Raw genomic sequence first — 21,755 nt, forward strand, 5'->3', positions numbered from 1 at the left:
TTGTTGAAACGGAGAGTCATGTACATTACAGGTATTGTCTCAAGCATTTTCACGGCCATCTTTACTGTTTTTGGCATCTTGGTAACCAACCGGATGATGTATCTCAAAATAAAAGATTCCGAATTCATTTTGCAGCGGGAAACGCTGGCAAAACGTTTTGACCGACAATGGTACGAAACCGTTCGGAAAGATGATATTTGGATCCCTTCGCCGAATGGCTACAATTTACGGGCAGTCTTCTTACGCCCTTTGGACACAACGAGAACTGTCGTAATTTGCCACGGCGTCACTGAAAACAAAGTAAATTCCATAAAATATGCTCGACTTTTTGAGCGTCTCGGTTTTAATTCAGTGATTTTTGATCATCGACGGCATGGCGATTCTGGAGGCAAGACGACTAGCTTTGGGTTTTATGAAAAAATTGATTTAAAGGAAGTAGTAGCTGCTGTACGAAAGCGCGTAGGCAAGCGTGCATTGGTCGGCATCCATGGTGAATCCATGGGTGCGGCAACGACTCTTTTATACGCTGGGACTTATGAGGATGAGGCAGATTTCTATATCTCCGATTGCCCTTTCTCAGATTTCTCTGAACAGCTATTGCATATCATTCGAACGGAATTACCTCTTAAAACAGCGATGAGTTTGCGTATTGCCAACCTATTCTTAAAAATACGCGACGGTTACACATCGGCTGCAGTATCGCCTCGAGAAGTCATGAAATATATCGATAAACCCGTGTTATTTATACACAGTTTAGAAGATAAATTTATCCTCCCTCATATGACGGAAGAACTGTATGCGTTAAAAAAGGGCGATAAAATGATGAAACTATTTGAAAAAGGTGCACATGCGAAATCTTATAATGACAATCCTGAAGAATACTTGCGTGTTGTCCAGACATTCCTGAATCGTTTCCGACTTTCTTGACCGAACTTGAATCTTTCTCTTCATTCAGTGGTCGTTTGAACATCCACTGAGCAGAATATAAAACTACATTCAGCTCGCAACCTTTTGAGGTGGTCTTCTGCTGAATAAAAATAAAAAAACTCCGTATAAGAGGGCCATAGAGCCAGCAACGGAGTTTTTGCTTATTTTTTTTTATCAGGCTTGTCTTGTACTTTGTTCATTTGAGCCATCATTTGATTAATTTTCTTTTGTGAAGCAGATGGGCAAACAAAGTACAAACGTTGATATGACGCTATTTCTTACCAATAAAATAACCTCTTTAACTATTAAGGAAAGTATACCAGATGCCTACTTGACTTGTCTACTATTTATATCAAATGGTTAATTTTCATCTTTAAAGCTTAGCCTTCAATGTAATTTCCATCAAACCTGTACGCAACCGATTAATATTAACTACTACCATCATCTCACCATACACGTCATATTCATCATTAACTTTGACGTTTTCTCTGGCTTCTTCAATATCTGGAATGAGCATCATATAAACGCTTGTATTCACGACAATCTGTGAACCATTCATTGTGACCCTATCCATATTAACGATACTGTGCAATTCTTTTCCCGGCTGTACAATTTCCTTGTATTTTGGTCTTCCCCTACTATCAACTCCATCTGGCACTCTAATTGTTTCGCCCGGCAACTGAATCATATAATTACAATGTTGAATAGTTGCTTTATATTTAGCTCCACGCTGATTCACAACGTCCTCAACGACCATGTAAACCGCTTCCCCGATTGAAACATAGTCTCCTTGATTAAATGGCTGCAATGAATGCATATGTTTCCGGCTACTCTCTCCTAGATGGGCTTGTGTTATATAAGCTTGTTGCGGTTCATCATTAATTAAAACTTCTACTGCAATCGAATTGAAAGCGTCTTTGAGTGACTGCATACCTGTAAATTTGTTCATATCATTTTCCCACCTTTATAGATACAACATAAATGTATCTGTATTTCTGCTTTCCGTTTTCATTGCTCTAATTTTACGTGTTAGGTGATAAATTCTTTTTTGTATATTTTCACTAAATTGACTTATAGAAAGGTCATCCAATTTAATATTTTTATAGTTTTCAGGATTGTTTGCTAAACTCTCTAAAATAGAAAGCGTAGTGGTATATACCGCCTTTTGTGATTCTGGATTAGATGCCTGATATTGTGACTGAGGTTCTAGCCCATTCTCCTGTAAATAGATTATCAATTCATCATCTGTCAATTGAATCCCTTTTGTCTCTAATTTTATTCTCTCCATATTATTCATTTTCTTCTTTCCCTTCATCTGATATTTGCTGTAAATACTTTGTGAGTTGTGCAGGTAGCGGCACGCCTATATGACCTAAATTTTCTATGATTTCTAAGCCAATTAATCCAATAAAAAATAAGATAGTAACCGATCTGAATAGAAGGTCACTACCTGTTAATAGATCAGCCATGTTTGCCATGATGATGGCTAGTATGATGCCAAACTTTTTAATAAAATTCTTATAACCGTTCACGCTGTCGATTTCTCTCATAGTGATTGCTTTCAGGAATGAAGTGACAATCTCAATAATCATGAATACGACTAGCACCGTCAATGATATGTGCCAACCTCCCACTAGGAAAGCAAGCCATGAGCCGATTACTGACAGTAAAAATAGTAATTTTTCCATATTATAAAATCCTCTCGAATTGTAAAACTTTCCTTTTGCTCCATAATAAAAAGCCACATCATTTAGATGTGACTCAGAGTATTAATTATGGTTTATAACCTTGTGAGCTTTTCACCCTTGCCATATTGCCTTGACCTTTTTTATAAGTTCGGTTCGGTATCTCTGCAATCACCATTAAATCAAACGTTCCATAATTTACAAGGTGATCATAAAGGGCAGCAAAAGAGTCTCTACCAAAATAAAGATACCAAGAATCGGAATAACCTCCATCGAAAGGTGTTAGTTTAGCACAAAACAAGTCTTTTTCATTCGTAAAACCATAATTGTAATAGTCACAGATTTCAACTGTACCCTCCAAATAAAATTGTTCACCAATATGATTGCTCATATTGTACTGTACTTCCTTTGCTGTTAGGTTTACGTCTCTTTGATTCATAAATGAATATCGTCTATCTTCTATTGCAATACTTTCTTCTTCATTACTTGCCGCTACCGTTTTAACAATTTTATCCTCATCATAGTTTCCGCTTCTCAAATTAGCATTACCAAAGCGTTTTTCTAATTTATTGTATTGTTCACTATAGTCTTCAAAAGCCGTTCCTTCTGTTTCACCTGTAAGATTTGCTATACCAACCAATAATGAGGTTACTTGTAATTGAAGTATTTCCTTATAGATTTCATTTTCTGCATCTGTCATGTCTGCAACATCTTTCCCTAGTAATGAATTAATATTATCCGTTTCAATTGATTCATTACTTTTCGTGGAGTTGTCAATATACAGTGTAGTTTGAATAGCATTATCCCAAAATTCTTGACTTACATCTTTAGGTTTGTTTGAACAACCAACTAATAGAATCGTTATCAATACACTAGCTAATATAACCCTTTTCATATAACACTCTCCTGTAGTAATATTATCATGATTCCATACTACCATATGAAGAATAAGAATTGGAAGCTAATTTCAAAATAAATACATCTTTATAAATAGGTTCATCTAATTTAATAGCTATTCTATTCTGTAAGGCGTTACAGATGTTAGATGGAGAATCACTCTAGGACATTAATAGGAGGCGTTGTAGAGCATCCTGACAAGCCAGAATGGAAGATGGAAGGTTATAAATGGAATATAAGGAAAAACCTGTGCGTGAGAAAATTGATATGGTATGCAATTCTATTTTTATGTTAGAGTGGTCGTATATTTACTCACCTTTAACACTCGCACACGTATCTTTATGCATGAACGACCATATAAAAAAAGAAGTAGCGTAAGCCACTCCTTAGATTAATTTCATCCAAACGGTTTAAAATTGCGTTGTGTTACTCCTAATTCTTCTTCTCTCAATCCAATATATCTTCTAGTTACTGCCTGAGATGAATGATTAAATATCTCGCATAGGTCAACAATGTTGTTATATGCCTTATAATATTGATAGCCATAAGTTTTGCGTAGTGTATGTGTTCCAATCCAATCCCATTCCAGATAATCAGCCGCTTTTTGTAACGCTCTGTAAGCTTGTGTAGTTGTGATGTAGCCACCTTTTGCTGATGGGAACAAGTAGCCCTCTGATGCCATATTTTCAAGGTAGTCTGCTATATCCGCCATGATGTTATCGAGGTAGACAGTACGAGGCTTCTTAGTTTTACCTTCCTGTATTCGCAAACTACTTTTCCCTTTTACGTCTTCAATTCGTAGTTTTACCAAATCACCTATCCGCAAGCCTGTTGATATACCTAAATTGTAGAGTAGTACATTCCTGTCTGCCGTTTTTGGGGACATTTTGCGTATAGCTTCAATAAACTCAACATGTTGCTCCAATGTTCTTATAGGTTGAACATTTTCCACACTCTTTGTCATAGTAGTTACGCCCTTTCCAATGTACGGTTTTTTATGTTAATACAACTTTACCATACATTAGAAAAGAACACAACGAATAAACGTTAATAATACTACGTTTATGATGTATGGTTTTTTAATTTCCTTACATTTGATTAGACTCCATACAATTATACATTAAGCAGGAAATCAAGCCATTAACAAAATGAAATTTCATCTCTATTTTTTATTTTTAAATATGAATGACGGTTCATTATATAACAGGCGAGAAATTTTCAATATATACACTATCTCACTTTTCCTTGTACCTATCACGTTTCCATTCAAGTTTCCCCTATCCCTTTTCCTATTATTTAATATTATTCTTCCTTATTACTGTCTACCATATTATCCCCTATCGTTCCCTCTGACTGTAATCTTTGCTTTTCCATTTCCACATCTTGCACATAAGGATTATTTTCTAAAAGTGTATCAATACTGATTCCACTCATTTCTCTCAATTTCTGCATATTACTAATAATTTCTCCCTCGTTCATTGGAATATTATAGGTAAATGTCGTATCAATTGAGTAAAATTCATCATCTGACATTTTAAACCCTCTAAATTCTAATAGAGTCCGTACCTTACTAAACCTTCTATTGAATCCATGCTTTAGATGGCTCTCGTTCTGGTTGGCTTTCACTTCACTTAAACTGAATAATAGCTTGACTGTCTGCTCACTCACGTTGCTGATCTGACTGTCTCCAAATGCTACGGAAGGCGTTGCAGACACCTGCATTAACGTATCGAATAGAGTCTTATAAAGTGAATTAAATGTGTTGCTGTCCATCTTACCTGTCACTAAGGAGAATGAAGCCCCATCGTCCAAATTGATACCCTGCCCTACTATATTCTTATCCATCTCACCTTTTAACTGTTGCCCAGATACGACCGGAATAGGATTTAAGAAGGTTGCAAATGCATCAAAATACTTGCTTACCAAAATTTCAATAGCATCAAGAATACCCTTCCAATCCTCTAAGTCACTTCTACCTTCACTGTTACCAATCAAATCATTACTAGAATAGATTACAGGCAATCCAGTTAATGAAGCATACTGAGCCGTTAATTGTAACCTACCCTTTACGCTCTCATACTCCTGTACTTTCTCTTCATCATAAACTGTATAATAATCTTTACCATTCCAACTGTAAAACTGAATCAGTGAAATCAGTTCATTATGTCGGTTGTATACAGGGGTATATTGTGAAGGGTCAATGATCTTACTGGTAATCCTACCTTTATCGAGAAAAATATATTCTGCACACTGTCCATAACATAATAGTTTCTTTAAGATTTCAGTGTTCTTCAAATTAAACTTTGCTCTCTTACTTACCTCATTCAGTTCATCTGCTACCCTTTGCTGTCCTACTACCACCACATCATGCCGCAACAAGAAGCTTGTCTGCCAATTAATCAACTGTCTGGCTAGGTTAATAACTATCTTACGTGGCTCTACAAGTACCCCATTATGATAGAACGGCGCACGTTGTAAAATATCATGATTCCCATCAAGGTAACTTTTATTGGCTTTCACCTTCTGTATTCTTTGAGCATTAGATACACTATTCACTTCTTGTAAAAACCAATCGGCTCTGTTACCGTGTGCTTGCTGTATATATTCTTGTAAATTCATATATTCCATTCCTTTCAATCTACATAGTATTTGTTCATTTTCATTGCTTGGACGGCTAAACATGCTGAAATTACGCTGTCATCATGATGTAAGCTACTATTTCCACGCTTATTTCCTGTTTTACCGCCTTCTGACTCTACAAATAATTGCATCTGCTGTAATGTCTGCTGACTATCAATATTGATTAATCCTTTTTCAAACGACTCTTTGAAATCAGATACAAAAATAGCTTTTGTTTTCTGAGAAGTAGTAAGCCCGATCTGAGTAGAACGTACTCCACGCTCATTGAAGATTTTCTGCTTGTACAGGTTCATATATTCATGGTCTTTTCTTAAACGCTCAATGCAAGGCAATCCATAACTATTTCTCTCCACGCACAAAAAAGCATATCCATAGATACGCCCTAAATCGTTCAATATCTCAGCAAACTCATATACAGGTACTTTATTGCTTGTAAAATGTAATACTTCCTGTCCATCACTATCTAAAATGGTTAAAGTTGAACTATCTGTATTGCCACCACCACCACTAGCAACGTCTGCACCGCCCCAATAACGCATATTCGGCACTGGTAGATGGATTATATCTAATCCCTTACCTATAAACTTTACAAGGTATTCAGGGAAGTCCACAATGCCCTGTATTACGTCCTCACGGCTTAGAGGTTCAATAGTATTACTCATACGACTCAGCACCTTAGATTGATCGAAAACGCTGTTTCCGGTGCTTATAAATGATTGCATGGCATTAGCAGGGTATTCCTGGTAAAACTGCTCTACGCTTTCCATGTCCATTATCTTCCACCTACGCCACGCAAGCATATTTAAGTTTGCTCCTGCTTCAAATAGAGACAATTCTTCATCGTCCAAATCCTCTTTGCTCATACGTTTTCCTTTGTTAGTGGACTTATAAAATTCCATTGCTTGTTCATGGTCATATTTGAATTGTTTCTTATATAATTTATGATAAAACGGAATGAATACAGGAATGTACTTGGATTCACCTTTCATGGCTGCTGTATATAATTTAAAGAAATGATTTCCTGTACCGTTACTTGTTGTTTCTATCGTGCATTGACTGTTAGCACCTTTTGCTAGGGACTGTTCTAAACTCAATAATTGTTGCTCTTGTGATTGCCAAAAGGCGAATTCTGAGCAATGAATATAAGTATAAGTTGATCCACGTCCAACGGACTTACTCCCAGCGGTTACACTACTAATTTTACTTCCATTACTAAATAGCAGTTCTCCCCTGTTATCTCTCTTCACACTAGGAAATAGACCCTTGTAGCGTTCTCTAGGAATGTAATCATTAATACGTTTCAAGGTATCAAAAAGTGACTTTGCGGAATCACTCTTATAAGATATAATTATTATATTTTCATTTTCCATTGTTAAAGCTCTCCACAAGGCACGTCCTAGCACAAATGTAGAAATTCCACTTTGTCTGGCTTTTCCTACGACTATAAAACGATTAGTTTTCATCAACTTTTCAATATCCTTCTGAGCTTCATTAATTTCAAACGGAATTACATCATTATTATTATCTGTAATAAATAAGAAATTCTTAGCAAATAACTCAAAGTCATCAAATATCATCTTAATTTTTTGTTGAGGTGTAAGTAACTTCTTTTTAGTCATAATCAATCAAGCTCCAAATCATCAAACATATCATCATTTGGATTTTTCTTATTATTTTCCCTGTTTGCTGCTTTGATCTCCTTTTGCAACTGCAACATTAATTTGACACTTTGCACGTCGCCCTCCTTTGCTTTCTCCACTGTGGCAAGATATACGTCCTCAATGTCATTAGCAAATTTGGTCTGTAAATATAGATTGGTCAATCCTAAAAACTGATTGCTATTTTCCCACTTAATATATTCTGAAAGTGTTTTTACTCCCAGAATCTCACACAATCGTTCAGGTGTATGTTTCTCTTTACTTTTGTCATATTCCAGATTAAATCTCCATCGTGCATACGTTTTCTTCTTAGGACTTAATTTATTAATTGCCTTGTATATATCCATATTTCATCTTCTCCTTTTTGATTTTATTGAACACAAAAAAGGATGAGCAAACGCCCACCCTGTTCATGAATTAATCTTTTTATAATCCTGACGGCATCTGATTCTCTAAATCCAACTCCCACATATAGCATTCATTAAGTTCTTGTATTTCAAGCTCACGGTGTATTTGCTCAATTTGCTTGAAGTCTTTAACGGTAGCATCAAAAAAGTCTCCTAGTTGCTCCTTTACGTCTACAACTGACTTATCTACACTCATTTCATTTTGATACTGCTCCAGTCTCTCGATATGACGTGACAATAACAATACTGTCATATCTCCCCAGTGACCGCTTTCCTTTTTTAATTGGATTGGCAAGTAGTAGTCCATATCAAAGCTATGCAAATAATTGGCAAAATCATTTGAAAATGACTTTTTTAGTGATTTCATTAATTCCGTATCAATTTCTCTTTTTGCTAGTTCGTCTAACTCTAGCAAATAGCAAGTATTCAAGTAGTAGAAACGTTTCCAGAAGTAGGTAGAAATTTTGTAATTTTTGTTGCTATGTCGATATGTGATTGATCTCTGGTTGAAATGTCTCCAAAAAGAATCTTTTACAGGTGTAAGAATTTGAACCTTTAAGCCTTCTACATCATCTTCATTGATAAACTCTATTTTCGACTGTTCATGGAATTGCGTTACATCATATTCTAGTTGTAAACCATCTCGAACGGCTTTGAATATTTCTGTCATTCGTTCATTTTTTGGTTTTTTAATATGACTAAAATATTCATACAGACTTGAGCCATGATATTTCAAAATCTCTTTTCTAGTTTCTTTCATTTTTTTATACTTTTCCTCTGGTACAACGTCATATACAACTGTAGTAGGATTGTCTTTGTTAGGCTTACCTGCAATATAGTAAGTCGTAACTTTTACACCTTCCATACTTTTAAAGGCTTTTTGAATTAGTGCCTTTTGTACGTTGCTGATTGCTCGGTTAAACTCGTCTACAATCTCATTTGGCTTGAAGAACTCATTTTCGTCCATATTATATTGCTTTTTGAGATGTTCAACTGATTTCTTTTCATATTCAGTAGATGTATCTACTTTTGGCAATCCTAATAGATAAGCCCACTGGTTATAGCTCAGACCATACTTATACTTTTTGATTTCATCATATTTTGTCGCTACTGTATCGGCTATAACGCTAATAAGCATCATTTCAGCGTCTGATTGTTTATATCCATTAGTGGAATTTCCAGTGATCCGTTCAGTAGGTTCATCTTTCATACCGGATAGAATAACCCTACCTTGTTTACCCCCACTGGTGACTTCCACATTCTCATAAAATCGCTTCATTTCTTCTTTTAATGTCTTCTTTTGATTGGTAGCAAGTTTTCCATTTTTCAAGAAACTATCTAATCTCTTTTGTGCATTCTTAACATCTTTATCAACGCAAAATCCCAACGCTTCTATAATTGTCATAGTCGTTTTTTCCACTTTCATAATTCTCCATTCATATTTTTCTATAATTTATTTGGGGACAAACTCACTGTATATATAAATAATACCTTCATATAGAGTGAGTTTGTCCCCATTTTAATTTGCTACTGAACACGTTCTTTCTTTCCCTCTTTTTGTCCATTCTTTCAAGCTAGAACTCAATTTCTCATTAATATTAAATAACCAAATTGTCTTTTTCGTCTTATTGTGTACTGTCACACTAAAAGGCATTTGTCCATTCTCTAGCAAGAATTGCATTAAATTGTAACTGTAACATTCGTAGTATTTTTTTCTCATATTCCAATTCTCCTATTCTGTAAATTTTATTAGTGAGAGCGGTACGCTTGAACAGCGAGTTGGAGAATCCAACTTGCTAGGCACTTGAACTTGTTCATATAAAGATTAATAGTATAAGTGCCACTAGCGTGCGGAATCAAAAGCGATTCCTTGCTCTGCATCCCAAACAAGTTTGGGCTGACAGTAACTATAATTTATCTCTACTGTATCTTATATAGAAGGAACTCTTATTTTGCAACGCGAAAATTATATTCTTTTAAAACTTTTTGCAATTCATCTGTCTTTAAATAGAGAGTAAAAGTATTTCCATCACGGATTGATTTCGCTTTTAACAAATAGAAAATACCATTCTCCTTCAAGTATTCTGATAGAATCCGTGTGTAACAGAAGAAGAAATCATTGCTTGTAAGTTGTTGTTCCATATCTCATGCACCTCTCTTCTCTTTAAATGTTGAAAGACTAATTTGATTCCTGTATGTGAAAGCCATACTGAATGTGTTATCTAACATCTGCTTGTTCAGTTGTCTTGCTTCAATTTCCTGAGTATCAAATCCACCAATTACAGTAAATTCACCTTCTGGCAATTCCACTGGAAAGCCTAAATGCTCACCAATCCACTCTAAATTTAATCCTGAAAATGCATATGGATTTTTACCAGTAGGATTGAATGCCAATTGACCATTATTACGCAAGACAATTCCTGTATCTAATTCATGGGCAAACTTGAAGTCATTGAAATCAGACTGTGAATATTTAGTAAGTAAATCAATTAGTTCAGTCATTTCTAGGCGTTCTAACCATTCAGCCATGATGTATTGATACTTAGGGTTACGCCATCCCATGTAGGCTGAATCAATGCACAAGAGGGTCATCATACCTTCTTCTGTTTTGGGTAGTGGAATATCATATAAGCTCCATGCCGTGACCAATGAGGATAGATTATACTTCTTGAAATACTGCTCGTTGCTGATATTAAGAGCATTATTTAGATTGACGCTATCAGGGTTTTTAAATCCATTTGACGATGGCATGACTAGGTGATTGCAGAACGTATAGCCTTTATTTAGCGCCAAATCAGCCCCAATTGACAGACGTTTATCTGATTGATCTAAAGTGGCAAATTTATTGAATGAGTAGAAATGATTAATCTCATAGCCAAATAAGTGTTTTAATAAATTGGCTAGTAGTAGTGAGTCCATATCGTTGGTTAGTGTGAGGTTGCGATTCTGTTTAATTTTCGCCCACTGGGGCATTAAGTCTTTGATTTTCTTCTGCATAATATAATGAAATGCAAAATAGTTCCTTTAGTTTGTTGCTTCCTTTTTCTCACGTAGTTTCTTAAAAACTAACGAAAATAACCGAATAATCGGCTGCTTGCATAATTGAGAAAAAGGAAACTAATTTTTCATTTTCATCTGTTCAACTCCATTCTTATTTGTGATTTATTTTTTAACAATGATTCGTGGTGAACCAGAGCTTACCAATCTTGCTTTTTATTAAGTTTTCTAAAACCGTGTAAAGTTATGATTAAAAATACTGACCAGATTAAAGTTTGAAATAGTGCGTTGATTAACATAAATGACATATTATTCCATCTTCTCATTTAGATTTATATTTAGCTAGGACATAATGTATCTATCAATAATTGCTGATAAATTCTTTATATTTCTGTACCTTGTTAGCGTCCATGTTTGTTTTGTCATTTTCATACAGTGACAATAAACCGATACTGCAAGAACACGCCTGAGCCAATTGTTTGAGCGTGATTCGTTTATTTCTACGCATTAAAAAGTATTCAATTTTCTGCATTTTGTGACTCTCCTTCTTCTCATTAAAATTTTTAACTAATGGATAATAAAAAAGCTCCTACTCAATTAAGAGTAAGAGCTAGTTATTGTTAATTATTCAGTAATTTCAAATGAAACTGCTGCCTTTTCATTCAGCAACGCAATTCCTACCTGTGTCTCAATATAAACAGACTGCTTAGAGCCGCTTGCACTTTCTGGCTTGCCGTTAATTGGAATTAGTACAGGCATCTCAATATATTCAGGATTAGCAATAAACATTTTACCTTGTCCTAATTCTTCCGTTAAAACAAAAGTTACTGTACCAAATACAGTTGAATAAACCTCTGCGTCAAATCCTAGGAATTTTTCACGCGCAAGGAATACAACCTCTTGTGAATCTGTAAGAGACTTCTTCATTCGAGCAGGTAGGAAAGCAACCATATTCTCTGATACACCTGCATCATAAAGTTTTTCTACTGCTTGCTCAAATTGAACATCAGTGAACTCAGTACCTGTTAGTTTGTGATCCGAATCAATTTGCTCTAAGATGCCAGAAGCATGATATGTGCCAGTTACTGAATCGTAAGAGCCTTCACCGTGAATAAGCTTATTTTCAATTCTGCGCTTAATAGCCTTTGTCTTTGAATCAACTTCTTTAGCCAAAAGGTCGCTAATACCATGATGAGATGATGCCTGAGCAGTGTTGGATACTGTTGCTGTGTTCGCAAATAGTTCCAAATATACCTGTTTAGGTGTACGAGTATCTTTAGCATAAGCAGGCGCATCTCCGCCCTCTGGAAGCGTTACGGCTGAATTGGTGATTTCCTCCTGTACCCATCCGTACAGTGGTGCTGACGCACGAATTGTTTTAGACAACAAGAATGTTGTGAACGGATTTCCTTTTTTATTAATCTCAACTAGTACATCTTTCAAATCAATAATATTATCTTCTACTTTAAACATATATAATTTCCCCATTCTGTTTTTGTATTTTTATTTGTTCAATAAGAAAAACACTCTTCAACGTTTGCCGAAAAGTGCTTTAATCATACTTTTTGTATCGCCTTTTTCTTTTGCTACATTGTAAGAGTCTTGCTTTAAATTATCTTTCGGAACATAACCTGCTGAAACCTTTGCTTCATTTTTAATACCATTCACAATGGCTGTGAGCTTCTGTACAGCGCTCTCTAGCTCTTCTGGTGTACTTACATGAACAATGTCTTTGAACGCTTCTAACCCATGTTGTGATAGTGTGAGAGTGACCTGTTTAGAAAATAAATTATCTAGCTTATGATTGAGTTCTTCAACAAGCCTCTCATTCTCTTTTTGTGTCTGTTCCATTTCGTCAACTGTTGGCGCTTCTGCTTCTGGTGATTCAGGCTGCTGCTCAGTGACCTCTACTTCTTCAACTTCTACATTTTCAGTTTCCACTTTCTTCTTCTCCTTTGCCTGTTGGCATGTTTATTTTGTTGCTATCGCATGAGCGACAACTATCTTAAAATTATTTATTGAAATATTTTACTGATGGGCATAAAAAATAGACGTGCTATATGGCAGTAGCACGCCCTGAGCAATTATAAATAGTAAACAAACTAATATAAACGTGAATATGGCAACCACTATTCTAGGAGTTTTAATGGAAACCAAATTATTTATATTAAGTAAAAATCCCCTACACCATCCTCATATATACTGCAAAGTGTGACATTTTAAGAAGACCAATCATTAATTTCTGCCAATCCTAATATAAGTTGCTCTTTATAATCTAACCCAGAAAATGTTGTATATTTCTTAGAACCTTTCGACATTTCTTTTTGTTTGTCTCCTGATAAGACTTCTGAATTTCCATCTTGTTTAGATAAATAGTACCCGAGAGTATCCATACACTTTATGGTATCTGGATCGAACCATGTTTCTCTAAAATATTCTTCTACTGTCATAGACTCATTATGGAATATCAACTTCTTTTCCAGTAATTCATCAACCGCTTTCTTTTTGCCCTCAACCTTTAAATTCATATCTAAACTGAATGATTCATGCGCCACCTGTAATTTCATATATTATCCACCCACTTTTTCTATACGGTGCAGGCGCTGTCTAAATGTATCTCGATTAATCTCCATCTTATCAGCAAAATATCTTTTATTAATGCCTATAATAAATCCCTCTTTATCAAACGTGAAAGGGTCTGTATTCTTTAGTTCAATTTCCTTTACAATCAGATCAATCAATTCGTCTATAAATTTTACTTGCCCCTTAGTGAGCAATTCTTCCTTCACCTTCAATAAACTCTTTATATTTTCATTGCTCATTTTATAATCATTCACATGATAGATTTCATTTTTAATTCTAAATGTACGGCTGTTGAGCAACTTAGATAATTTTGTATAAGTTCGTCTGATTGTACTAACTCTAATATATTTCACCAACTGTTTATCATCTAACTCTAAATTGACAAGTGGAAGAACTTCATTCAGCGATTCACTTATAAGCGGTACAATTTCATCATAATACTTCTGCTTTTCTCTATTAATTTCAGGTAGAATAGCAACCCACTTCTCATAGATTTCAAACCACTCAAAACTATCCCAGTAGCCTAAATCATCCTCAATCTGCTTTAATTGTCCGTCTGTAATCTTATCGAGCATATCAACGGTATAATGCATGTCCATTTTTAATAATTGGAAGTACAATGTATCAATTTGTTCGTCATCATCTTCAAAGCCTTTTCTAAGTGCATATGCTTTCTTTGCATGTTTCTCTAAAACAGATTTCAAAGCTATTGCTACAAAGTATTCAGGTAACTCTTTTGCTACGGTCCTTTTTGGTCGCCATCTATATTTATCTAAGTTATCTCCATAGACTACAATCTTGTATGATAATTTAAGATCAACTACATTATCAGACAAAGCAAGCGAAATTAATTCGCCTGCTAAATCATATTTTCCATCGTTGTGGAGGATGATCTTCTGTTTAAAGTTCAATATTCATTCTTCTCCTTTTGGTAACTCGTAATAATAATTTCCACTGCTTAATTCTTCTCCATGTCCCCCACCATCTTCATGCTCAATCATTCTAAAAAATGTCCATCTAACTTCAATATCTTTTTTTCTTTCAATGAAATCCCATGTTCTAATGATGTACTCCGTATCTTCTTTTTTGAGATAGATTCTGTCCATATCCCAATAATCAATAATATAGTTTTCATCACCATTTACCACATCACGAACAAGATCAATCATTGGCTCAGGAATGTCAATCATATGCTCAATTTCTTCAATTTTTTCAGGATTATCCACTTTCCAATACTCAACTGCTTTTGAAAGTACATCCTCATAATTAGCAGACACAAATTCTGTTACCACTCTATCAAACTCACCTGTAAGTTCTAACATATATTCTGCAATCTGCATTTCTTTCTCTTTGTCGGTAAAATCCTCACGCAACTTTGTTTCGTCAATAAATCCTAATAAATGTTGCTCCATAACCTCTGACACATTTGGAAATCTTCTCATTTACCATCTTCTCCTTTGTGATTAAAATATTTTAATAAAAGAACTGTTTTACAAATCATCCTGATTGTGTTCTTTTTCATACTCCTGATACTTTTCATTCAGTAGCTCAAGCATCCCATCATATCCCCAAACACTTGCGTTCTCTATTTCTTCTTTTGTCACAACTTCTCTTTGCATTAATATAGTGAAAGCTAAAGAAGCAACATGTTTCAAATTTTTCTCCATAACAATCTTCTCCTCCGAACAAGTTTTTATTGGTTTGACCTTATTTGACCTTTCGCTATCAGTATGAATTATCAGTAAAAATAATGCAATTTATTTGCAACGTTCTTTTACTTGACATTTGATTAGACGCTTTTTTACTTTGGTTGAGTGGTATGGAAAACGGCTTTGGTCGCAAAGTTGTTGCCTACGTTTCAAGATTAAAAAATAGTCAAGAAACATAGGCAATCAACGCTATTTTTAACTTTGTCTATCGGGTTATGGTATCCGTTTTCGTATAGCCCTTGTTTATTGAGGAATATTCTTCCCTTCGTCCTACTGCGTCAGACAGCCCTAGCAGTGGTATGTGGACAACTTGCGAGCGTATCTGCTCCTGTCTCTCCTTCATCAGCACTTTAAGGTAGCTTTCACCCTTCAATGACAGCAGAAAACAAGGAGTCTGCTAGTTGTCATCTATCCCCATTTTATGCAGTGGAAGGGGCATGTCCTGACGTAATTTATTAAAGTGTGCTTAACGGCTGCTCACACTGACAAATCCTGACCTAAAATAGGCATAGTTAAATAAGCTTGCCATTATCCTAATTTTTTGGTAGGATTAAAATTAACAAGTCAAGATTCACCGTATTCAGTTGTGGTGGGAACAAGGTCTTGATTCGGGCATATGTTGTCGCATATGTCCTTTTTTGTGTTCTATTTCTCGTTGTCGTAGTGAGTATGGTATTTCTCCAATTCCTCAATAGCATTTTGAATACAGGTGATAGCATCTGTATCTTTATAGCCATCAGTTGAGTGATCGAATGTATTGAGCCAATCTTTAAGGTCATCTATTACGTTATTCATTTTTTAGCCCTCCCTAGATTCATCAAGGGGCTTGTATTCATTGCTTTCTCTTCTATCTGCAAATCAGTCATACTGCTCAGATAACGCTGCGTTGTGCCTATATCGCTATGTCCTAAAAGTCGTGATAATGTATAAACGTCAATATCATTAGCAATACATGTAACTGCATAAAAATGCCTGAAAGAATGCGGAGAAACACGCTTACCTGTTATGCCCGCTCTTTCCCCTGCTTCCTTCACAACTTTATCCAGTGATACGTGACTCAAATAATCACCTTGATAAGAAAGGAAATAATGATCGGATTTCACAATTTTATCCTCAAAATATTTCTTCTTCATACGTTCATACCTAATGAGAATCCGTTTCAAAGTAGGGCTAATATAAACCACTCTTTCTTTATTTCCTTTACCATTTACAAGAATAGAAGTATCACGAATGCTTTCATTCGTTAACCCTCGTAACTCCATTGCCCGCAGACCGCAATCAGCAAGCATGGCTACAATTGATTTATTTCGGCATTCATAGAAGTTTTTATAACTAAATGAGCTAATCATTTTGGCTACCTCTTCTTGTGTGAACCCTTCCAATACTTTTTTTTGTACTTTTGGTCTGTCCACTTTTCTCATTGGATTATCCTCTATATATTCCTCTTTAATGCACCAATTAAAAAAGGCAGAAATAAGTTTCATTTTTGCTACTATTGATTGTGGTTGCAAGCCCTGTTTTTGCTTGAATCTAAAATAAGCTCTTAAATCATGTACAGTAATTTTCTCAATTTCTGTGGTAGCTCTTTTTTCTTCAAGATACGAACATAAATGACCTAATTCATGTGTTTTATTGGTGATTGTTTGCTTGGATAAGTTTTCTGCTTTCGCATGGTAGATATGTTCTTCAATCAAATCGCTTAACAACAACAAAAAGACCACCTCCCCTGATTTAGTTTTCATCAGTTAAAGTGGTCTTTTATTGGATTGAAAATAGAAAAAGGAATAGGTTGGAATGATAAACCTGAGCAATAAAAATGCTTGTCTACCCATATCCTAATTAACCCTAAACCTTGTCATATCACCGTTTTTGCTTATTTTTTTTTATCAGGCTTGTCTTGTACTTTGTTCATTTGAGCCATCATTTGATTAATTTTCTTTTGTGAAGGTTTTTGTCCCATTTGCATCATCATCATACGTAGCATTTGTTCATTGATCGGTGGATTTTCCTTCAAATAATTCATCATATATTTACGAGCGATGAAAAAGCCGAGTGCTACCCCGCCTATCAATGCGACGACGATTAAGACAATCGCTAGTACTAAATTCATTGCTGCTATACCTCCTTCACTAAAAATAGTTCGATTACATACTACCAAGAAGGATTATACAACATAGCAGCAGTGAATAGCAATGACTCTTCATAAATTATGCGGAAATTTTTACATTACGACATCTTCTAAGAGCATACGCTCTGAATATTTAACCGGCTTCAGCCATCCACATTCCTCTTGCTCATTCATTACCGCGAAAAATCGATCCGTCGAACTAGAAAGCGCAACAAATAAATCTAAATCTAACATCCTGGAGCCTTGACAGTAAACCTGTATGCAGTGAGTGCCCATTTTAATGAAAACTTCGCCTTTAATTAGATGTGTCAATCGATATTCATTATGATAGGAGTCCAATTCATCGAAACTTTTTCCCAATTTACGTTGGATCAATTGATCCAGTTCCATTTCATTTAGCCGGTCACATAAATATTCAATCTCTTGATAGTTCGTCGAAGGACCCATGGCTAACAAATCAAACAATAAGCGTTCACGTCCCATTATGAAGGATTGATATTCTGCCTTAATCTTAAAAATTTCATATTTCCTCATAGCGAACACCTCCTAGAACCTATGATAGAGCTTGTCCCTTCAAAATCATGTCACATTGCGGAAAACTTCCTCACTATTATTGTCGGAAAGTTACGAATTGAATTCGGCGATATAAAACAAAAAACACATCTCTCAGTCAGATAACTAAGAGATGTGTGGAGTGCTTTACTTATTGATCTAGCAATTCTTTCATTCGCTTCACAACATTGTCAACAGTAAAGCCATATTTTTCAATAACTAGATCACCAGGTGCACTTGCGCCGAATGTATCGATTGCCAAAACGGAGCCTTCGTCGCCTGTATACTTATGCCATCCAAGGGAAGCTCCCATTTCGATAGCCAATCTTTTCTTCACTTGCTTTGGAAGCACGGAATCTTTATAAGCCTGATCTTGTTTCTCAAACAGATCCCAAGACGGCATGGAGACTACGCTGACGTCAATGTTTTGTTCTTTCAGCGCTTGCTGTGCTTCTGCCGCGAGGCTGACTTCGGAACCACTCGCAATCAAAATACCGTCCGCTTGTTCTTTAGAAGCTGGCGATACGATGTATGCACCTTTTTGTACAGAGTCCATAGCCAGTTCTTTAGATTTTGGCAACACTTTCAGGTTTTGTCTAGATAGTACTAGAACCGTTGGTGTGTCTTTTGAAGAGACGGCTGCATACCAAGCTGCAGACGTTTCATTACCATCAGCAGGACGAATGATTGATAACCCTGGCATAGCGCGTAATGAAGCCAACTGCTCGACTGGTTCATGTGTAGGACCGTCTTCTCCTACCGCCACACTATCATGTGTGAAAACGTACGTTACGGGCAAGCCCATTAACGCAGACAGCCGAATTGCCGGTCTTACATAGTCACTAAATACGAAGAACGTACCACCAAAAACAGAAACTCCGCCGTGTAAAGCCATACCGTTCAATGCAGTTCCCATTGCAAATTCCCGAACACCAAACCAAATATTGCGACCTTCATAGTTCTCAGAAGAGAAGTCTCCTGCATTTTTGATAGATGTTTTATTTGATCCTGCAAGGTCCGCACTTCCGCCAAATAAAGATGGTAAAGTTGAAGCCAGCGCATTAATGGATTCTCCTGAAGCTGAACGAGTAGCTACGGAAGCTCCTGCCTCATAGATAGGCAAGCTTTCTTTCAAGTCAGCGGGAAGTTCATTGGCAATTGCTTTTTTCAACTGTGTTGCCAATTCCTTATGTTCGTTCTCATATTGATCAAACAATTCATTCCATTGTTGTTCTTGTTTAACACCCAGTTCTTCGGACGCTTCTTTGAAACGGTCATATACTTCTTCCGGAACATGGAAGTCTTGATCAAATGTCCATTTATAGTACTCTTTTGTTAATGCTAATTCATCTTCGCCAAGCGGTGCACCGTGCGCATCTGCTTTACCAGATTTATTCGGTGAACCATAGCCGATGACCGTTTTCACTTCGATAATTGTAGGACCGCCCGTTTTTCCTTTAGCTTCTTTAATGGCTTCAGATAGTGAATCGATGTCATTGCCATCATCCACGCGCAAGTAATTCCAACCGTAGGATTCAAAGCGTTTCTTAATATTTTCAGAGAAGGACATACCTAAATCGCCGTCAAGAGAAATATCATTGCTATCATAAAGTACAATCAGCTTGTCTAATTGTAAGTGACCAGCTAATGAGATCGCTTCGGCAGCAACGCCTTCCATTAAATCACCATCTCCGCAAAGCGCATATGTGTAATGGTCAACAATATCAAAACCAGGTTTATTGTAAGTTGCGGCTAGATGTTTTTCCGCCATAGCCATTCCCACAGCCATTCCGATACCTTGACCTAATGGACCAGTAGTCGCTTCCACACCTACTGTATGGCCGTATTCTGGATGTCCAGGTGTTTTAGAATCCCATTGTCTGAAATTCTTAATGTCATTAATCGTTAAGCCATAGCCACTTAAATGCAGTAAACTATACAACAGCATAGAGCCGTGACCAGCAGATAGCACAAAGCGATCTCGGTTAAACCATTGCGGATTTGTTGGATTATGGTGTAAAAACTTTGTCCATAAGGTATAAGCCATTGGAGCCGCACCCATCGGTAATCCCGGGTGACCTGAATTTGCTTTTTCAATCGCATCGATTGATAATGTTCGGATTGTTGTTATTGCCAGTTGATCGATTTTTCCGGTCATTCTGTACATCCTTTCCGTCCTGTCTCTTCTGATTATTTTTATAAGTATTCCTTCTACAGTGTAGTCAATTACTTAATGAATTACAATATTAATCAGCAGTTGAGACTTAATTTAACGGCTTTTGGTTCTCTCTTGCTTCCTTAACCTTTTCAGGAGTTACATCATTTCCTTCTGCGTCGATCACTTTTACAGATTCAATTGTTTCACGCATGCTTGAACGGAAAGTTTCCAAGTATTCTTTACGCAATTGAGTTTGTTCTTTTGCCTCTTCAATAGATAACCCTGTAGTCTTGGATTTATTTGCCAACTCATTAATACGCTTAATCTTTTTTTCAGATAACATCTTTACACCCTCCAAAATTTCTTCATTTACTAAAATGTAAACAACCTGAAGGAAAAGTGCAAACGATTAGTGTTCCTGCTCTTGAAACTCTTTATATCTTCTATGGACAGTTGCTTTGCTAACCGAATGGCCAAGTCCGATCAATACTCTCGAAATCTCATCGAATGTCATTCCTTTGTTGCGCAACGCGACAATTTCTTCAATAGGCAATTCGAGTCGTTCTCTTCCTGGGCCCCGGTCGATATTATGCAAGTTACGGGAAGGGTCGTAACCTCTTTGAACCGCTCTTTTCATTCCTCTTCGTATTTTGGCATTATGGAGTTTCCGTTGGTATTCTTCTACAATCGCTAAAATCTCCAACAGCATCGTATCCATTTCATTTAACTCCAGTGCTCCATTTGTATGGTTTGAAATAACAGCTGTGTTCGATTTAGCAATGACATGCAGGATGGCCACCCTCGCATTGCCTCTTCCTAATCTTGTCTCATCTTGAATAAAGACAGCATCGATTGGTTCTGCTTGTATACGATCCAATAAATTCAACAGACCTTCACGGTCCATATCATAACCGCTCTGGCGATCAGTGAATATACCTACACATTCATAAAACATTTCTGCCGCCAATATTTCCAGCTCTTCCTGCTGTCTGACAATGGATTGTTCTTGACTCTCCTTTTCGGTACTGACCCGACAATAAATTACACACTTTTTTTTATTCATCCGCTTCCTCCCCCATCTCAGCCACACGATGTTCAGCTTGTGGGTTCATTTTAACAGGAAGGCGTAATAATTCACCCGAATTAATTTGATCAGTCTGCAATTCATTTAATGATTTAACTTGTTCAATCCAATGGTGCGCAGGTGTTCCATCTGAATAGTTGGTTGCCAGCCCCCATAATGTGTCCCCGTCATTGATGACAATTTCTAGATAATTATCTTCTTCAGACAGTTTGTCCAATTGATAAGCTGCAACACTAAGAAAAACGATTAATAGTACGATAAAGTAATAATTTTCTTTAAGAAATTTCATGATAAATCCCCCTAGTAGTCTACTTTTTAGAATGCATGTTC

Annotated in this window: 27 protein-coding genes; 1 reads left to right on the top strand and 26 read right to left on the bottom strand. The window is 36.2% G+C overall.

Going from position 1 to position 21,755, the window contains the following annotated elements:
- Positions 1-3: 3 nt before the first annotated feature.
- The gene (locus H7J92_RS05975; protein WP_040758220.1) at positions 4-927 is read left to right on the top strand and encodes an alpha/beta hydrolase; all 924 of its coding nucleotides are present in this window, start codon (positions 4-6) and stop codon (positions 925-927) included.
- A gap of 373 nt (positions 928-1,300) precedes the next feature.
- Here H7J92_RS05975 and H7J92_RS05980 read toward each other — a convergent pair whose 3' ends face one another.
- The 26 genes from H7J92_RS05980 to yneA all read right to left on the bottom strand — a co-directional run bounded on the left by H7J92_RS05980 (position 1,301) and on the right by yneA (position 21,714).
- The gene (locus H7J92_RS05980) at positions 1,301-1,876 is read right to left on the bottom strand and encodes a hypothetical protein (protein ID WP_221835935.1); all 576 of its coding nucleotides are present in this window, start codon (positions 1,874-1,876) and stop codon (positions 1,301-1,303) included.
- A 15-nt stretch (positions 1,877-1,891) separates the two neighbouring features.
- Positions 1,892-2,224, bottom strand: coding sequence for a hypothetical protein (locus H7J92_RS05985; RefSeq protein WP_221835936.1), 333 nt, complete (start codon positions 2,222-2,224; stop codon positions 1,892-1,894).
- Complete coding sequence (locus H7J92_RS05990) at positions 2,217-2,615, bottom strand: phage holin family protein (RefSeq protein WP_221835938.1); 399 nt, start codon at positions 2,613-2,615, stop codon at positions 2,217-2,219. Before H7J92_RS05990 ends, H7J92_RS05985 begins: the two co-directional genes overlap by 8 nt.
- Before the next feature lie 85 nt (positions 2,616-2,700).
- Positions 2,701-3,507: a hypothetical protein gene (locus H7J92_RS05995; RefSeq protein ID WP_221835940.1), complete on the bottom strand. Its 807-nt coding sequence runs from the start codon at positions 3,505-3,507 to the stop codon at positions 2,701-2,703.
- Positions 3,508-3,906: 399 nt separating this feature from the next.
- Positions 3,907-4,473 carry a tyrosine-type recombinase/integrase gene (locus H7J92_RS06000; protein WP_221835941.1) on the bottom strand — a complete coding sequence of 189 codons (567 nt, stop codon included), beginning with the start codon at positions 4,471-4,473 and terminating at the stop codon, positions 3,907-3,909.
- A 338-nt stretch (positions 4,474-4,811) separates the two neighbouring features.
- Positions 4,812-6,128, bottom strand: a complete 1,317-nt coding sequence (locus H7J92_RS06005) for a phage portal protein (protein ID WP_221835945.1) — start codon at positions 6,126-6,128, stop codon at positions 4,812-4,814.
- A gap of 14 nt (positions 6,129-6,142) precedes the next feature.
- The gene (locus H7J92_RS06010) at positions 6,143-7,768 is read right to left on the bottom strand and encodes a terminase large subunit domain-containing protein (protein ID WP_221835948.1); all 1,626 of its coding nucleotides are present in this window, start codon (positions 7,766-7,768) and stop codon (positions 6,143-6,145) included.
- Between the two features lie 2 nt (positions 7,769-7,770).
- Positions 7,771-8,154 (bottom strand): hypothetical protein, encoded by a 384-nt coding sequence (locus H7J92_RS06015; protein WP_221835951.1) that lies wholly within the window; start codon positions 8,152-8,154, stop codon positions 7,771-7,773.
- Between the two features lie 79 nt (positions 8,155-8,233).
- On the bottom strand, positions 8,234-9,634 hold the full coding sequence (locus H7J92_RS06020; RefSeq protein WP_221835953.1) for a hypothetical protein: 1,401 nt from the start codon (positions 9,632-9,634) through the stop codon (positions 8,234-8,236).
- 527 nt (positions 9,635-10,161) lie between these two features.
- Positions 10,162-10,356, bottom strand: coding sequence for a hypothetical protein (locus tag H7J92_RS06025; protein WP_221835955.1), 195 nt, complete (start codon positions 10,354-10,356; stop codon positions 10,162-10,164).
- Positions 10,357-10,359: 3 nt separating this feature from the next.
- Positions 10,360-11,211: a hypothetical protein gene (locus H7J92_RS06030; protein ID WP_221835957.1), complete on the bottom strand. Its 852-nt coding sequence runs from the start codon at positions 11,209-11,211 to the stop codon at positions 10,360-10,362.
- 361 nt (positions 11,212-11,572) lie between these two features.
- A complete protein-coding gene (locus H7J92_RS06035; protein ID WP_221835959.1) occupies positions 11,573-11,743 on the bottom strand; it encodes a helix-turn-helix domain-containing protein in 171 nt (56 codons plus the stop codon).
- A 92-nt stretch (positions 11,744-11,835) separates the two neighbouring features.
- Positions 11,836-12,684 carry an SU10 major capsid protein gene (locus H7J92_RS06040; RefSeq protein WP_221835962.1) on the bottom strand — a complete coding sequence of 283 codons (849 nt, stop codon included), beginning with the start codon at positions 12,682-12,684 and terminating at the stop codon, positions 11,836-11,838.
- Between the two features lie 57 nt (positions 12,685-12,741).
- On the bottom strand, positions 12,742-13,152 hold the full coding sequence (locus H7J92_RS06045; RefSeq protein WP_221835965.1) for a hypothetical protein: 411 nt from the start codon (positions 13,150-13,152) through the stop codon (positions 12,742-12,744).
- Between the two features lie 278 nt (positions 13,153-13,430).
- Complete coding sequence (locus H7J92_RS06050; protein WP_221835966.1) at positions 13,431-13,778, bottom strand: hypothetical protein; 348 nt, start codon at positions 13,776-13,778, stop codon at positions 13,431-13,433.
- Between the two features lie 3 nt (positions 13,779-13,781).
- Positions 13,782-14,705, bottom strand: a complete 924-nt coding sequence (locus H7J92_RS06055) for a hypothetical protein (protein WP_221835970.1) — start codon at positions 14,703-14,705, stop codon at positions 13,782-13,784.
- Between the two features lie 3 nt (positions 14,706-14,708).
- Complete coding sequence (locus tag H7J92_RS06060; RefSeq protein WP_221835971.1) at positions 14,709-15,236, bottom strand: hypothetical protein; 528 nt, start codon at positions 15,234-15,236, stop codon at positions 14,709-14,711.
- Positions 15,237-15,284: 48 nt separating this feature from the next.
- A complete protein-coding gene (locus tag H7J92_RS06065) occupies positions 15,285-15,461 on the bottom strand; it encodes a hypothetical protein (RefSeq protein WP_221835974.1) in 177 nt (58 codons plus the stop codon).
- A 687-nt stretch (positions 15,462-16,148) separates the two neighbouring features.
- Entirely contained in the window at positions 16,149-16,298 is a 150-nt protein-coding gene (locus tag H7J92_RS06070; protein WP_221835977.1) for a hypothetical protein, read from the bottom strand.
- Positions 16,295-17,215, bottom strand: a complete 921-nt coding sequence (locus H7J92_RS06075) for a tyrosine-type recombinase/integrase (protein WP_246602607.1) — start codon at positions 17,213-17,215, stop codon at positions 16,295-16,297. The genes H7J92_RS06070 and H7J92_RS06075 overlap by 4 nt, the downstream gene beginning before the upstream one ends.
- 161 nt (positions 17,216-17,376) lie before the next feature.
- Entirely contained in the window at positions 17,377-17,613 is a 237-nt protein-coding gene (locus H7J92_RS06080) for a YneF family protein (RefSeq protein ID WP_009497271.1), read from the bottom strand.
- Between the two features lie 111 nt (positions 17,614-17,724).
- Positions 17,725-18,165 (bottom strand): sporulation inhibitor of replication protein SirA, encoded by a 441-nt coding sequence (sirA, locus tag H7J92_RS06085; protein WP_009497273.1) that lies wholly within the window; start codon positions 18,163-18,165, stop codon positions 17,725-17,727.
- Between the two features lie 169 nt (positions 18,166-18,334).
- Positions 18,335-20,341 carry a transketolase gene (tkt, locus tag H7J92_RS06090; protein WP_009497275.1) on the bottom strand — a complete coding sequence of 669 codons (2,007 nt, stop codon included), beginning with the start codon at positions 20,339-20,341 and terminating at the stop codon, positions 18,335-18,337.
- A gap of 106 nt (positions 20,342-20,447) precedes the next feature.
- Positions 20,448-20,684 (bottom strand): DUF896 domain-containing protein, encoded by a 237-nt coding sequence (locus H7J92_RS06095; RefSeq protein ID WP_009497277.1) that lies wholly within the window; start codon positions 20,682-20,684, stop codon positions 20,448-20,450.
- A 66-nt stretch (positions 20,685-20,750) separates the two neighbouring features.
- Complete coding sequence (locus H7J92_RS06100) at positions 20,751-21,404, bottom strand: YneB family resolvase-like protein (RefSeq protein ID WP_009497279.1); 654 nt, start codon at positions 21,402-21,404, stop codon at positions 20,751-20,753.
- Positions 21,397-21,714 (bottom strand): cell division suppressor protein YneA, encoded by a 318-nt coding sequence (gene yneA / locus H7J92_RS06105; RefSeq protein WP_009497280.1) that lies wholly within the window; start codon positions 21,712-21,714, stop codon positions 21,397-21,399. The genes H7J92_RS06100 and yneA overlap by 8 nt, the downstream gene beginning before the upstream one ends.
- Between the last annotated feature and the right edge of the window lie 41 nt (positions 21,715-21,755).

The organism is Sporosarcina aquimarina, from assembly GCF_019748715.1.
Lineage (GTDB): Bacteria > Bacillota > Bacilli > Bacillales_A > Planococcaceae > Sporosarcina > Sporosarcina newyorkensis.

Coding starts and splice junctions, on each gene's coding strand:
- H7J92_RS06060 (WP_221835971.1), bottom strand. CDS start 15,236: ATGAGAAGATTTCCAAATGTGTCAGAGGTTATGGAGCAACATTTATTA.
- sirA (WP_009497273.1), bottom strand. CDS start 18,165: ATGAGGAAATATGAAATTTTTAAGATTAAGGCAGAATATCAATCCTTC.
- H7J92_RS06080 (WP_009497271.1), bottom strand. CDS start 17,613: ATGAATTTAGTACTAGCGATTGTCTTAATCGTCGTCGCATTGATAGGC.
- tkt (WP_009497275.1), bottom strand. CDS start 20,341: ATGACCGGAAAAATCGATCAACTGGCAATAACAACAATCCGAACATTA.
- yneA (WP_009497280.1), bottom strand. CDS start 21,714: ATGAAATTTCTTAAAGAAAATTATTACTTTATCGTACTATTAATCGTT.
- H7J92_RS06005 (WP_221835945.1), bottom strand. CDS start 6,128: ATGAATTTACAAGAATATATACAGCAAGCACACGGTAACAGAGCCGAT.
- H7J92_RS05995 (WP_221835940.1), bottom strand. CDS start 3,507: ATGAAAAGGGTTATATTAGCTAGTGTATTGATAACGATTCTATTAGTT.
- H7J92_RS06025 (WP_221835955.1), bottom strand. CDS start 10,356: ATGGAACAACAACTTACAAGCAATGATTTCTTCTTCTGTTACACACGG.
- H7J92_RS06070 (WP_221835977.1), bottom strand. CDS start 16,298: ATGAATAACGTAATAGATGACCTTAAAGATTGGCTCAATACATTCGAT.
- H7J92_RS06100 (WP_009497279.1), bottom strand. CDS start 21,404: ATGAATAAAAAAAAGTGTGTAATTTATTGTCGGGTCAGTACCGAAAAG.
- H7J92_RS05980 (WP_221835935.1), bottom strand. CDS start 1,876: ATGAACAAATTTACAGGTATGCAGTCACTCAAAGACGCTTTCAATTCG.
- H7J92_RS06000 (WP_221835941.1), bottom strand. CDS start 4,473: ATGACAAAGAGTGTGGAAAATGTTCAACCTATAAGAACATTGGAGCAA.
- H7J92_RS06095 (WP_009497277.1), bottom strand. CDS start 20,684: ATGTTATCTGAAAAAAAGATTAAGCGTATTAATGAGTTGGCAAATAAA.
- H7J92_RS06050 (WP_221835966.1), bottom strand. CDS start 13,778: ATGAAATTACAGGTGGCGCATGAATCATTCAGTTTAGATATGAATTTA.
- H7J92_RS06040 (WP_221835962.1), bottom strand. CDS start 12,684: ATGTTTAAAGTAGAAGATAATATTATTGATTTGAAAGATGTACTAGTT.
- H7J92_RS05990 (WP_221835938.1), bottom strand. CDS start 2,615: ATGGAAAAATTACTATTTTTACTGTCAGTAATCGGCTCATGGCTTGCT.
- H7J92_RS06030 (WP_221835957.1), bottom strand. CDS start 11,211: ATGCAGAAGAAAATCAAAGACTTAATGCCCCAGTGGGCGAAAATTAAA.
- H7J92_RS06010 (WP_221835948.1), bottom strand. CDS start 7,768: ATGACTAAAAAGAAGTTACTTACACCTCAACAAAAAATTAAGATGATA.
- H7J92_RS06065 (WP_221835974.1), bottom strand. CDS start 15,461: ATGGAGAAAAATTTGAAACATGTTGCTTCTTTAGCTTTCACTATATTA.
- H7J92_RS06015 (WP_221835951.1), bottom strand. CDS start 8,154: ATGGATATATACAAGGCAATTAATAAATTAAGTCCTAAGAAGAAAACG.
- H7J92_RS06035 (WP_221835959.1), bottom strand. CDS start 11,743: ATGCAGAAAATTGAATACTTTTTAATGCGTAGAAATAAACGAATCACG.
- H7J92_RS05985 (WP_221835936.1), bottom strand. CDS start 2,224: ATGAATAATATGGAGAGAATAAAATTAGAGACAAAAGGGATTCAATTG.